Here is an 11,460-nt window from a genome sequence, read left to right as displayed (position 1 = left end):
TGGTGCGTTTCATGGTCGAGTCCCCGGCCCAGTCTGGCCGGCTGAAGACTCTCATTCACCCTGGACCGGTTTTCGGGGTCCACGTCACCTACACGATCAGTGCGAATCCGATCGCGTTCTTCTTTTTCTTTGTGCTCAACGCTCTGCTGGCTGCTTTTCTACTTTTCGTCACCGTGGTGGTGGGTCGAAGGGTGGTCACGGGGACCAGGCCCAGGTGAAGGGAACTTGAGCGAATCGGGGGTGAAGCCCTTGAAAAGCTGGCTTCAGGCCTGCCGCTTTCTGCGACGCCTGGCATGGTACGAGTGCAGATGCAGTCCGATCGCGACCAGCGCCATACCGGTGGCCACCAGCATGGCGCCGAAGAGGCTTCCCAGAACGCCGGAAACCGGTACCCCCGGTTTCAGCAGCGACCTGCTGGGGTCGCGGGGATCGTAGAAGATGGGTACAGGGCGACCTACGGGTAAGGACTCAGCCTCGCGTTGAGCCACCTCAGCGCTCTTGATGATTCCCACGTCGTCAAGGCTTTGGCGCGTGCCTGAGTACGTGCGCCCCCACACGGTAAACGCGTAGTGCAGCCGCACGACATGGGTTCCTACAGCGCCCCGCCTTGAATCGATGATGATGGGCTTAGCCACCGCCTCCGATTTCTTCACTTCCCCCACCACTGCAGGCCAGGACCGTGATTGCCATCCCTCGACGATCATCGGCACGTTGCGCACCAGTAAGAATCCCCCGCCCCCGAGAGTGGTGGCGAGGATCAAGCCAAGAACCACCGCAATGAATGCAGCCTGCAGCACACGCATGATGGTGGGAGCCTAGCTGAACCACCCCCGCCTGGCCTGACTCTCCGTCCAGGTGACTGCTGAGAAGCAGATGGCGACTAGCCGATTTTCCCGGTCGTCGAGGATGGTTGAATCAGCGGTGTTCATCGTTGACCTTGAAGGTATCGCTGCGATCCAGGCCCAGTCCCATCCGACGCAATCACGCGAAGACATTGGATGACGCCATCGGTAGCCATCGATTAAGGTCGTGCGATGAACGACCAGGAGAAGCTGAAACAACCCAGGTCCATGGAGGGCCTGTGGCATGACACGGTGGCGTCAGGCTTTTCGATGGCTTCAGACCCATTGACCTGCTCGCTGTTGAGGACCCTGGCCGCTTCAAAGCCGTCCGGTCGCTTTCTGGAGCTGGGCTCGGGAACGGGTCTTTCTACGGCGTGGATTCTTGATGGGATGGATCAGACGTCGTCTTTGACGACTGTGGACAATGACGCGTGCTTCCTCGCGATTCTCGACAAGCACCTTGGCTCGGATCCTCGGCTGGAGATCGTCTGCGCCGATGGCGATGCGTTCCTGCAGTCGCAGGGGGATGCCCAGTACGACTTCATCTTTGCGGACGCATGGTCTGGCAAGTATCGGTTGCTTGATCAAACCCTACAGTTGCTCAGCAAGGGTGGCCTCTACATCATTGACGATATGCTTCCGCAGGCCAACTGGCCTGATGGCCATGCCTCCAAAGTCGACGACTTAATCCATCAGCTCGTCTCCGACACCAGATTCCACGTGACCAAGCTGTCATGGGCGAGTGGCATCATCGTTGCCACTCGGCTTTGAGGTTTCGTGCAGCACGGACCTCACCCAGTTGGGGGGATGGTGGAGCAGCCAACCCGGGTGATGGATGGATTCGCCTCGCGTCCCAGCTCCGAGGCCATGCTCGCCGGGTTGAGAGGGTGATTAGAGGGATGCCATCTTGGTGTCAGCCACACCTTTGGCACGATCGTTCTCCCAGCGCACCGCCAGGGCATAGAGGTGATCAAGGGTTCCTGAAAGCTCCTTGCCGCGTTCTGTCAGCGTGTAGGTCACCTGAGGTGGAATGGTGGGTTGGTGTTGTCGGTGGACGAGTTGGATCGACTCCAACAGCCGCAATCGCTCGGTCAGCACCTTTGTGGAGATGCCATCCACGCGTCGCCTCAGTTCTCCAAAGCGAAGGGCACCATTGGCGTCAAGAACCCAGAGGATATAGAGCGTCCATTGGCCGGAGATCTGTTTCAACAGGGTTTCCAACGGGCAACACTTGGGCTCAGTCATGGGGCGCACTGGTTTCCTTTTGGTAACTAGTTACTTTCTGGTTGCTACTTTACGCTGGCGAGTGACTGGCTTAGTGTCTGGCTGTTGAGCAACAGACTTGCTGAAGCCATGGGAATCATCTTGCATGTTGATTCCAGTCCACGGGGTGAACGCGCCAGGTCTCGCCTGTTGGCTCGGGACTTTATGAATGCCTGGCTGGACAGACATCCTGATGATGTTGTGACGTATCGGGACTTACGGATGACGCCGGTTCCCCATATCACCGAAGAGTGGATCGCCGCTGACTTCACACCCCCAGAAGCCATGACGTCTGAGATGGCTGGGCAGCTTGCCTTCTCCGATGATCTGGTCAATGAGTTTCTGGCAGCGGATCGTTGTGTCTTCAGTGTGCCCATGTATAACTTTGGAATGCCATCCAACTTCAAAGCCTACATTGACCAGGTCGTCCGTGTGGGACGCACCTTCACCCTTGATCAAGGCCAGTTCAGAGGATTGGCCCAGGGGAAGAAGGTCGTCTTCATCACGACTCGCGGTGTTGCTTACGGCCCAGGCTCGCCTTTTGAAGGGTGGGATTGCCTCGAGCCTGCGCTGCGGTACGCGTTCCAATTCATGGGGGTGACGGATCTTTCTTTCATCCACGCCGAAGGCCTGGACCTTGGTGACGATGCCGAGAGAAGGGGGTTGGAGGCCGCCCAATCCAGGCTGCAGGAATTCGTGGGTCGTTGGTAGCGCCACTCACTACCCCGATCCTGCGGACGGTTGAGCAGACTTGCTCCTGAAGGATCGGCAGAGGGTTCAAGCCAGGGGACGTCGAAATTCTCCCTCACAGGAGCGCCTATCGTTGATCGGACGGCCCCTGTTGTGCCTGGCACCCTGGATGATCACCTGTTACCTCCGCTACATCATCGATCCCTACAAGCTCAAGGAATTCGAGCATTACGGCAAGAGCTGGATTCCGCTCGTTGAGAAGTACGGAGGCCAGCATCACGGGTATTTCCTCCCGTCGGAGGGCGCCAGCAACGTCGCTCTGGCCCTGTTTTCCTTTCCAAGCCTGGCCAGCTACGAGACCTATCGCAGCAGCTCACTGGACGACCCGGAGTGTCAGGCGGCGTTCCGCTATGCGGAGGAGACCCGCTGCATCATCAGCTATGAGCGCAGCTTCTTTCGCCCCGTCTTCGGGCCCTGAGGCCGTCTGCGCCCCATCCGGATCGCTAGTACGGTACGGTACCGTACATCCCGTTGGACACTCCCTTGTCCATGGCCGCGCCACCCCGTGACCGCCTTCTCTCGGCCGCCCGGGAGCTGTTCTTTCAGCATGGTTTCGCCAGGGTCTCCACCGATGCCCTGGCGCGTGCCGCCTCGGTTTCGAAGGCGACGCTCTACAAGCATTTCCCCAGCATGGAGGCCCTGCTGCGCGCCGTCGTCGAGACGGAGGTGGATGGCTTTGAGCAGGGGGTTCCCGTTGCGGTGGCGACGGAAGCCGCGTTCCACGCGGCGCTGGTGCAGTACGGCGCCAACCTGCTGGATTTTCTCAACCAGGCCGACATCATCCGGTTTGCCCAGCTGATGTTCGAGGAGGCCCGCGGCAGCACGGGGCTGGCGGCCGACTTCTACGACTCCGCCTACGGGCGCACCCAGAACGACCTGGCCCAGCTGATCCAGCAGGGCCTCGACCGTGGCTACCTGAGCTCCGCCCTCGGGGCCGCGGTGCTGGCCGAGCAACTCCTGGGTCTGTGGGAGGGCTTCGGCTTCGTTCGTGCCCTGCTCGGCCTGACGGCGCGACCCTTCCCCAATCCCCGGGCCTGGAGCCAGGCCTGTGTGCACACCTTTCTGGCCGGCCAGGGCTCCGGGCCGCTGCGGAGCGACGAACCCATCCACTCCTGAGCCGCCGTCAGAGCGCCATGGCCATCCACAAATTCCTTCCTCCCGCAAGCCTGGCGGACGCCCTCTCCGATCGCCGCCGGCTCTGGGTCCTCGGGGCCAGACTCAGGGCCTTCACCATCGCCGTGGCCCTGGCCACCCATACGGTGTTTCCCCTGCTGCGCTGGTGGCAGCAACGCCGGATCCGCCACGGTGAGCTGATCTGGCTGGAGGACATGCCCGGCCCGCCCCAGAGCCAGAGCTTCGACCATCTCGATTTCGTGGCCGCGGACCTGACGCCCAATCCCGGCCTGGTCCGCAAGCGGGCGCGGTTCATGAAGGTGGAGTATCCACCGACGACCTACCCCTTCGCCTATCGCCAGCCACCCATCTCCGGCAACACGATCAATGGCCTGGGGGAGGCTCAGGCGCGCCGGCCCGACCACGTGTTCTTCGGTGATTCCTACAGGCGTGCCTGGGGCAAGCTCGACTGGTACTTCCAGGTGATGGAGCCCACCGCGATCCACCGCCTGATCGTGCGGATGTTCTGGCAGGACCATGGCCGGGTGGGAACCGTGGCCCGCCGCACCACGGCGCCGGCGGATCCCCTGGAGGCCTCCGCCTGGATCAAGGCGATGGCGAAGCACTGCGGCGCGGGCCTGGTGGGCATCACCTGGCTGCGGCCGGAGTTCTGCTATCACGATTCCTCGCCCGAATTCCTCCATGCCATCGCGATTGCGGTGCCGATGGACCGGGAGGAGATGCTCCACACCCCGAGCGAACGCTCCAATCGGCAGATCATGGAGACGTACCTGGCCGTGAATCGGGTGGCGATCCTGCTGGCCCGCCATATCCGTTCCCTGGGCTATCCGGCCCAGGCGTCCACCAACCTGGCGCCGGGTTCGAGCACCGAGGTGCTGCATGTCCCCATCGCGATCCAGGCCGGGCTCGGCCAGCTGGGCAAGCACGGCTCGCTGATCACGCCCGAATTCGGCTCGAATGTTCGCCTGGCCACCGTGTTGACCGATCTGCCGCTGGCCGTGGATCAACCCAGGGATATCGGTGTCGACGACCTCTGCGCCCACTGCCGCATCTGCGAAACCAACTGTCCGCCCCATGCCCTCTTCCCCGAGAAGCAGCTGGTGCGCGGCGAGCGCCGTTGGTACGTGAACTTCGACAAGTGCGTTCCCTACTTCGCCGAAACCCGCGGCTGCGGCATCTGCATCGAGGTCTGCCCCTGGAGCACACCCGGCAAGGGTCAGGAGCTGATGCGCACCCTGCTCGAACGTCGGCAGGGGGCCGGGGGAGCCGCCCGGACCTGACGTGTGCCACGTTGGCCCGTGTTGTGGCGAGGTTGTGTGCACGAACCGCTCCTGACAGTGCGCCGAGCGACAGACGCCGACCTGCCGCTGCTGGCCCGTTACGGCTTCGCCCTCGCGCAGCTGCATGTTGGCTTTGATGGCGAACGCTTTGCCGCGCCGCCGGGTGGCGAGGGCGCCTATGCGGCGTTCTTCCAGGCGGAGCTCCAGCGTCCGGAGGTTGTGCTGCTGATCGCCGAGGCCGGTTCACAACCGGTGGGCTATGCGTTCGTGCGGATGGAGCCCATGAGCCTGGTGGAGATTCGCCGTGCTGGAGCCTGGTTGCACGACATCTACGTGGATCCCGAGGCCAGGAGCGGCGGGATCGGCCGCCGGTTGCTCGAGGCGGCCAAGGAGGCGGCCCTCGCCCTGGGCTCCAGCAGCCTGATGCTCAGTGCGTCGTCGCAGAATGCCGCCGCCCGGCAACTGTTCGAGCGCGCCGGACTGCGCCCCACCATGGTCGAGATGCGGATCGAACTGGGGGCGTGAAACGGGAGCTCCCCCTCAGGGATGACGCCGAGATCGAACGGCTGGTTCGCGCTTTCGAAGCCCTGTCGCTTCCGCGTGCCAATTGGACTCACCGCGCCCATCTTGCTGTGGGCGTTCACTACGTTCGCCACTGGGGTCTGGATGGTGCCCTGCAGCGGCTGCGGGAGCGCATCCAGGCCTACAACCTGGCCTGCGGCGACCCCGACGGTTACAGCGAGACGATCACAGTCACCTATCTCTGCAGCATCGCCGCAGACATCGGCGGTGACGACGGCTCCGTCACCATGGCCGAACAGGTCGCTCGGCTGGCTTCTCGATGAACACCTACACCTTCCTTCGGGTTCCGGTGGCCTACACCGCCGGCCAGATCGATCCATCCCCATACGAACAGGCCATCCATGACCATGCCGCCCGGGGCTGGGATCTGGTTCAGATCTTCGTGGAGAACCCCGCCGCCACGGCCACCGAGCACGTGCTGATCTTCCGGCGGCCGGCCTAGGCCCCGTTGAGCAGCGGCACCAGTTCTCGCACCGCATCGCCGGCCTTGAGCTCCAGCGCCACGCCTGACCCGCCGCAGTCCTCCGCTGCCAGCTGGTCGGCGCCCAGCCGCAGGCTGCGGCCCTCGGGCCCCTCCAGGGTCACGCCGATCACACCGGCGTCGCCGGCCTGCAGATCCACCAGGGCGTCGTCGCGCTCCAGGAAGCGCAGGCCGATCTGGCCCATGGCGCCGCGCTGGCAGGGCCGCAGGCTCTCGATCTGGAGCCGCTTCACCTGGCCCCGGCGGCTGGCCAGCAGCACGTCGCCGCCCGCCGCCGCCCGCGCCGCCCCCACCACCCGTTCGCCGGGGAGCAGCCGCAGCAGCATCGGCCCCTGGGCGGTGCGGCCCATCACCGGCAGGTTGGTGTCGTTGATCGCCAGCCGCAGCATCCGTCCGGTGCTGGTGGCCACCACCAGATCCTCCCCCTCCCGGCAGGGCACCACCCGCTGCAGGGCCACCCCCTCCTTCAGCTTCAGCACGGTGGCGGGCCGGCCCGACAGCTCCAGGAAATCCTCGATCGGCAGCCGCTTGAAGCGTCCGTCGGTGCTCAGCAGCCCGATACTTCCCGACGGCGGCTGCGGCAAGGGCAGCACCTGCACCACCGTCTCCCCCTGCAGGCTGTCGGGCAGGAAGCGCTCCAGCTTGCCGGGGTTCTGGCCGGCGAATTCCCAGCGCAGCAGGGCCACCTTGCCGCCGGCGCTGAAGGCCAGCAACGCCGGCTGCTCGGCCACCGGCAGGATCAGCCGCGCCGGCGGCGGCAGTTCGCCCAGCTCGGCCGCCTGATCCAGATGCAGCCGGCCCAGCATCTGGGGCGTCACGATCCGCACAGCCCCGTCGGTCTGGATCAGCAGCCGGCCGTCGCCGGCCAGGGCCTCGAAGGCCTGCTGCCGCTGCAGTTCGGTGTTGGGCCGCACCGCCGCCGCCCGCTGGGCCACCAGGGCGTCGCCCCCCTCCACCAGCCGGGTGCGCCGCGGGGTGGCATAGCGCTTCCTGAGCCCCTTCAGCTCGCTGACCATCGTGTCGAGCAGGGTGTCGCGGTCGTTGAGCAGGTGCCGCAGCCGGGTGCGCTCCTCTTCCAGATCGGCCGCCTCCTTGCGCAGCCCCTCCTGCTCCAGTCCCGTGAGCCGCCGCAGGGGCATGGCCAGCACCGCATCGGCCTGGCGTTCGCTCAGGTCCAGGTGCACCTGCAGGCTGGCCCGGGCCGTGGCGGCATCCCGCGCCTCGCTGATCATCTCGATCACCCGCTTGAGGTCGTCGAGGGCCCTGATCAGCCCCTGCACCACCTCCAGCCGGTCTTCGCAGCGCTTGAGGGCATGGTTGGTGCGCCGGATGATCGTCAGCTCCCGGTATTCCAGGAACTGCTGCAGCATCTGGCGCAGGTTCAGCTGCTGGGGCTGGCCGTTCACCAGCGTCAGCAGGATGGCGCCGAAATTGCTCTGCAGGGCCGTGCGCCGCTGCAGTTCCTCCAGCACCTTCTGGGGTTCGGCGTCGCGCCGCAGCTCGATCACCACCCGCATCCCCTCGCGGTCGCTCTCGTCGCGGATGTCGGCGATGCCGCCGATCTTGCCGTCGTTCACCTGCTCGGCCAGCTTCTCGATCCAGCCAGCCTTGCTCAGCTGGTACGGCAGTTCCGTCACCACCACGGCGCCGCGGCGGTGGCGGCCCTTGCCGGGCTGCACCTCCTCGATGTGGGCCACGCCCCGCATCGGGATGCTGCCCCGGCCGGTGGCGTAGGTGTCGCGCACACCGCTGCCCAGCAGCACCTCGCCGCCGGTGGGGAAATCCGGGCCCGGCACCATCGCCAGCAGCTTCTCCTCCGCCAGGTCGGGTTTGCGGATCAGGGCGATCAGGGCATCGACCACCTCGCCCAGGTTGTGGGGCGGGATGCTGGTGGCCATGCCCACGGCGATGCCGGTGCAGCCGTTGAGCAGCAGGAAGGGCAGCTGGGCCGGCAGCACCGTCGGCTCCTGCTGGGAGCCGTCGAAGTTGGAGGCGAAATCGACCGTGTCGCTGCCGATCTCATCGAGCATCGCCTCGTTGGCGATCGGTGCCAGCCGGGTTTCCGTGTACCGCATCGCGGCCGGCGGGTCGTCGTCCACCGAGCCGAAGTTGCCGTGGCCGTCCAGCAGCGGGTGGCGGCTGGCGAAGGTCTGCACCAGCCGCACCAGGGCGTCGTAGACGGCCTGGTCGCCGTGGGGGTGGTACTTGCCCAGCACGTCGCCCACCACACGGGCGCACTTGCGGTAGGGCCGGTCCGGGGTCAGCCCGAGCTCGTGCATCGCATAGAGGATGCGCCGCTGCACCGGCTTGAGCCCGTCGCGCACGTCCGGCAGGGCCCGCCCCACGATCACGCTCATCGCGTACTCGAGGTAGGAGCGCTGCATCTCCTGATGCAGGGCGATCGGTTGGACGCGCTCGTCCGGCATCCGGTCCTTTGGGGCAGCGGCTCAGGGCGCTCAGCCTACAGATGGCGCCCGGAGCCCCCCGGGCTCAGGACTCCTCGCTGCTGACCCCGTCCCCGTCGGTGGCATTGGCCAGGGCCCGCTCCACCGCCGCCTTCAGTTCCGGCAGGGCCAGCAGCTGGGCGGTCACCGCCCGCAGCTTGGGCCCCCAGAGCTGTTCCTTCTGGAACTTCTCCTTGACGTAGTTGGGCTCCTCCGCCAGGGCGGTCTCGGCCAGCTTCAGGGCCTGGGCCCGCTCCGCCGGCCCGCGCTCGAACAGGGCCGCCGCCAGGGCCAGGGAGGTTTCGGCGATGTCCGGCTTGATCTTCAGCACCCGCTGCCAGCGGCCGATGGCGTCGTTGACGCGGCCGCTCTCGTACAGCACCAGCCCCTGGTTGTTGATCGCTTCCCAGAAGTCCTTGCGCAGCCCCGACGCCCGCTCGAACGAGCCCAGGGCCTCCTGGGTGTTGCCCAGCAGGATCTGGGCGTTGCCCAGGTCGAAGTAGGCACCGGCGTTCTTGCCGTCCAGCTCCAGCCCCCGCCGCAGCAGGCCGATGGCGTCCTGGGGCTTGCCGTCCCGCAGGGCCAGGGAGCCCTCGGCGAACCAGATGCCGGCGTTGTTGGGATCCAGCTCCTTGGCCCGGGCCAGGGCCACCTTGGCCTTCTCCATCTGGTTGCTGCGCAGCTCCGCCTCCGCCAGCAGCACCCAGCCGCGGGGGTCCTGTGGCAGCAGCCGCACCGTCAGTTCCGCCAGCCGGGCCGCATCCTCCGCCTGGCCGAGGCGCAGCAGCCGCGCCGCCGCCTGGGCGATGCCCAGCCCCGCCCCCTCCAGTTCCTTCTCCTGCGGCAGATACACGAACGGCACCAGCGCCCGTGCCGGCAGGGCGTAGCCCACCAGGGGGGTGGCCGTCAGCGGCATGGCCAGGCAGAGGGAGGAGAACAGTCGCCAGAACCGCCGGCCCACGGAATCACCCCGAATCTCACCAGCCTAGGGAGCCGTCCCCCGTTGTCCCCAACTGCCCGTCAGGGCCGCCCGGATGTTGCGCCGCCACATGGCCGGGCGGATCCGCCGCAGGGCCGAGGCCCGCAGCCGTTCGTCCCAGTCTTCGTCGCTCCAGCCCAGGGCCTCTGCGCCGCGCAGATCCAGCAGCCACGGGCGCGGCTGCACGTCGCTGTCGGTGGCGACGGGCAGGGGCCGCTGGTTCCAGGGGCAGACCTCCTGGCAGATGTCGCAGCCGGCCACCCAGCCCTCCAGCCGCCCGGCGATCGCCGCCGGCAGCGCCTCGTCGCGGTTCTCGATCGTGTGGTAAGCGAGGCAGCGGCGGGCATCCACCACGAACGGCTCGTCGAGGGCGCCGGTGGGGCAGGCGTCGATGCAGGCCGTGCAGGCGCCGCACAGGGGCTCGGCCGGGCGGTCGGGGGGCAGATCGAGGCTGGTGAGCAGGTGGCCCAGCAGCATCCAGGAGCCCCGGCGGCGATGGATCAGGTTGCCGTTCTTGCCGATCCAGCCCAGGCCCGCCTCCTCCGCCCAGGCCTTGTCGAGCAGGGGGGCGCTGTCGACGCAGGCGCGCCAGGTGGTGCCCGGTGCGACCTCCTCCAGCCAGCGCCCCAGCTGCCGCAGGCGGCCGTCGATCACCCGGTGGTAATCGCGGCCCCAGCCGTAGCGGGCCACCCGCAGGCTGCCCGGCGCGCGCTCCCGGGCCACGTGGTAGTTCCAGCCCACAGCAAGGATGCTGCGGACCCCCGGCAGAAGCGCCTCGATCCGGCGGCGGCGGGGATCCTCCATCCAGCCCATCCCCGCCTGGTGGCCCGCCGCCAGCCACCGCTCCAGGGCGGCCGTGCGCAGCGGCAGCCGCGGGCCTCCCGGCACCGCCGCCAGCCCCACCGGCGCGAAGCCGAGCCCCTCGGCCCTGGCCCGCAGTGCCGCCGCCACTGCGCTAAGGGACGAAGGCGTGCTCAAGGGCTGCCGGTAGAGTCCCACGAATCCGACCTCCATTGAGTGGCTGCCGTTTCCTCCTCCCGCTTCAGTCCCCTGCTGCGCTGGATGGGCATCACCCTGGTGGTGCTGCTCGTCCTGCAGCTGGTCGCCGTGCTCACCCTCTGGGACTGGCAGGAGGAGGCCTTCCGCCAGCTGGTGGTGGAGCGACTGATCGGCCAGGCCCCGATGGGTCTGATCGGGCTGCTGCTCATGTACCTCTCCTCCCGCCTGGAAGACTCGTCGGAGGAGCGCACCCCCGTCCTCTGGACCGTCTGCATCATCAGCGGTCTGCTGGCCGTGCTGCTGACCGCTTCGCTGCCGATCGCCTTCGGCGGTGACCAGCAGATGCAGCAGCAGGCCGACCAGCAGCTCGCCGCCAAGCGCGGCCAGCTGGAGATGGCCCGCCAGCAGAGCAAGGATCCCGCCCTGCTCCAGCAGCTGATCAAGCAGGCCGAATCCACCGGCCAGGTCCCCCCGGGCGCCACCGAGGAGCAGAAGACCCAGTCGGCCCGGGCTTTCGTCGATCGCCAGCTCGACCAGCTCGAGACCCAGTTCAAGCAGACCGAGCAGACCAGCAAGGTCACCCTGAGCCAGCGCCGCTACGGCGGATCCCTCGGCGCGGTTGTCCTGATCATCGCCTTCACGATCCTTTGCCTCGGCAGTGTCCTGTAAGACCCCCGTGGATCGTTACCGTTAGGGTTTCGCCCCT

The 11,460-nt window shown here is 66.8% G+C and carries 15 protein-coding genes; 10 read left to right on the top strand and 5 right to left on the bottom strand.

The window, feature by feature from the left end:
• The coding region (locus tag KUG39_RS14025; protein WP_216915691.1) for a hypothetical protein at window positions 1-218 on the top strand (218 nt) is incomplete at its 5' end.
• A gap of 45 nt (window positions 219-263) precedes the next feature.
• Here the strand turns inward: KUG39_RS14025 and KUG39_RS14020 are convergent.
• Complete coding sequence (locus KUG39_RS14020; RefSeq protein WP_216915689.1) at window positions 264-803, bottom strand: DUF3592 domain-containing protein; 540 nt, start codon at window positions 801-803, stop codon at window positions 264-266.
• Between the two features lie 231 nt (window positions 804-1,034).
• Here KUG39_RS14020 and KUG39_RS14015 point away from each other — a divergent pair, with 231 nt between their 5' ends.
• Window positions 1,035-1,613, top strand: a complete 579-nt coding sequence (locus KUG39_RS14015; protein ID WP_216915687.1) for an O-methyltransferase — start codon at window positions 1,035-1,037, stop codon at window positions 1,611-1,613.
• Between the two features lie 120 nt (window positions 1,614-1,733).
• Here KUG39_RS14015 and KUG39_RS14010 read toward each other — a convergent pair whose 3' ends face one another.
• Window positions 1,734-2,063, bottom strand: coding sequence for a winged helix-turn-helix transcriptional regulator (locus KUG39_RS14010; protein ID WP_286194016.1), 330 nt, complete (start codon window positions 2,061-2,063; stop codon window positions 1,734-1,736).
• Between the two features lie 132 nt (window positions 2,064-2,195).
• On the opposite strand from KUG39_RS14010, the gene KUG39_RS14005 reads away from it, so the two are divergent.
• From KUG39_RS14005 to KUG39_RS13975, 7 genes are all read left to right on the top strand, one after another.
• Window positions 2,196-2,816 (top strand): FMN-dependent NADH-azoreductase, encoded by a 621-nt coding sequence (locus tag KUG39_RS14005; protein ID WP_190612062.1) that lies wholly within the window; start codon window positions 2,196-2,198, stop codon window positions 2,814-2,816.
• Window positions 2,817-2,964: 148 nt separating this feature from the next.
• Window positions 2,965-3,273 carry an NIPSNAP family protein gene (locus KUG39_RS14000; RefSeq protein WP_190612028.1) on the top strand — a complete coding sequence of 103 codons (309 nt, stop codon included), beginning with the start codon at window positions 2,965-2,967 and terminating at the stop codon, window positions 3,271-3,273.
• Between the two features lie 71 nt (window positions 3,274-3,344).
• Window positions 3,345-3,971, top strand: coding sequence for a TetR/AcrR family transcriptional regulator (locus tag KUG39_RS13995; RefSeq protein WP_190612027.1), 627 nt, complete (start codon window positions 3,345-3,347; stop codon window positions 3,969-3,971).
• Window positions 3,972-3,988: 17 nt separating this feature from the next.
• The gene (locus KUG39_RS13990; protein ID WP_216915683.1) at window positions 3,989-5,269 is read left to right on the top strand and encodes a 4Fe-4S dicluster domain-containing protein; all 1,281 of its coding nucleotides are present in this window, start codon (window positions 3,989-3,991) and stop codon (window positions 5,267-5,269) included.
• A gap of 36 nt (window positions 5,270-5,305) precedes the next feature.
• Window positions 5,306-5,794 (top strand): GNAT family N-acetyltransferase, encoded by a 489-nt coding sequence (locus KUG39_RS13985; RefSeq protein WP_216915681.1) that lies wholly within the window; start codon window positions 5,306-5,308, stop codon window positions 5,792-5,794.
• Between the two features lie 107 nt (window positions 5,795-5,901).
• On the top strand, window positions 5,902-6,114 hold the full coding sequence (locus KUG39_RS13980) for a hypothetical protein (protein ID WP_216915679.1): 213 nt from the start codon (window positions 5,902-5,904) through the stop codon (window positions 6,112-6,114).
• Window positions 6,111-6,293 carry a DUF4177 domain-containing protein gene (locus KUG39_RS13975; protein ID WP_216915677.1) on the top strand — a complete coding sequence of 61 codons (183 nt, stop codon included), beginning with the start codon at window positions 6,111-6,113 and terminating at the stop codon, window positions 6,291-6,293. Before KUG39_RS13980 ends, KUG39_RS13975 begins: the two co-directional genes overlap by 4 nt.
• Here KUG39_RS13975 and KUG39_RS13970 read toward each other — a convergent pair.
• The 3 genes from KUG39_RS13970 to queG all read right to left on the bottom strand — a co-directional run bounded on the left by KUG39_RS13970 (window position 6,290) and on the right by queG (window position 10,733).
• Complete coding sequence (locus KUG39_RS13970) at window positions 6,290-8,758, bottom strand: DNA gyrase/topoisomerase IV subunit A (protein WP_216915675.1); 2,469 nt, start codon at window positions 8,756-8,758, stop codon at window positions 6,290-6,292. The genes KUG39_RS13975 and KUG39_RS13970 overlap by 4 nt on opposite strands.
• 64 nt (window positions 8,759-8,822) lie before the next feature.
• On the bottom strand, window positions 8,823-9,737 hold the full coding sequence (locus tag KUG39_RS13965; RefSeq protein ID WP_094586336.1) for a tetratricopeptide repeat protein: 915 nt from the start codon (window positions 9,735-9,737) through the stop codon (window positions 8,823-8,825).
• A 24-nt stretch (window positions 9,738-9,761) separates the two neighbouring features.
• The gene (gene queG, locus KUG39_RS13960) at window positions 9,762-10,733 is read right to left on the bottom strand and encodes a tRNA epoxyqueuosine(34) reductase QueG (RefSeq protein WP_216915673.1); all 972 of its coding nucleotides are present in this window, start codon (window positions 10,731-10,733) and stop codon (window positions 9,762-9,764) included.
• Between the two features lie 39 nt (window positions 10,734-10,772).
• Between queG and KUG39_RS13955 the strand changes: the two genes are divergently transcribed.
• Complete coding sequence (locus tag KUG39_RS13955; protein ID WP_216915671.1) at window positions 10,773-11,423, top strand: HpsJ family protein; 651 nt, start codon at window positions 10,773-10,775, stop codon at window positions 11,421-11,423.
• Window positions 11,424-11,460: the final 37 nt, after the last annotated feature.

The sequence above is a fragment of the Synechococcus sp. CCAP 1479/10 genome (assembly GCF_019038515.1).
In the GTDB taxonomy this organism is placed as follows: Bacteria; Cyanobacteriota; Cyanobacteriia; order PCC-6307; family Cyanobiaceae; genus Cyanobium.
Note: the sequence above shows the minus strand (reverse complement) of the source record. Positions and strands in the feature narration are given on the sequence as shown.

Coding starts and splice junctions, on each gene's coding strand:
- KUG39_RS14020 (WP_216915689.1), bottom strand. CDS start 803: ATGCGTGTGCTGCAGGCTGCATTCATTGCGGTGGTTCTTGGCTTGATC.
- KUG39_RS14015 (WP_216915687.1), top strand. CDS start 1,035: ATGAACGACCAGGAGAAGCTGAAACAACCCAGGTCCATGGAGGGCCTG.
- KUG39_RS14005 (WP_190612062.1), top strand. CDS start 2,196: ATGGGAATCATCTTGCATGTTGATTCCAGTCCACGGGGTGAACGCGCC.
- KUG39_RS14000 (WP_190612028.1), top strand. CDS start 2,965: ATGATCACCTGTTACCTCCGCTACATCATCGATCCCTACAAGCTCAAG.
- KUG39_RS13995 (WP_190612027.1), top strand. CDS start 3,345: ATGGCCGCGCCACCCCGTGACCGCCTTCTCTCGGCCGCCCGGGAGCTG.
- KUG39_RS13990 (WP_216915683.1), top strand. CDS start 3,989: ATGGCCATCCACAAATTCCTTCCTCCCGCAAGCCTGGCGGACGCCCTC.
- KUG39_RS13975 (WP_216915677.1), top strand. CDS start 6,111: ATGAACACCTACACCTTCCTTCGGGTTCCGGTGGCCTACACCGCCGGC.
- KUG39_RS13970 (WP_216915675.1), bottom strand. CDS start 8,758: ATGCCGGACGAGCGCGTCCAACCGATCGCCCTGCATCAGGAGATGCAG.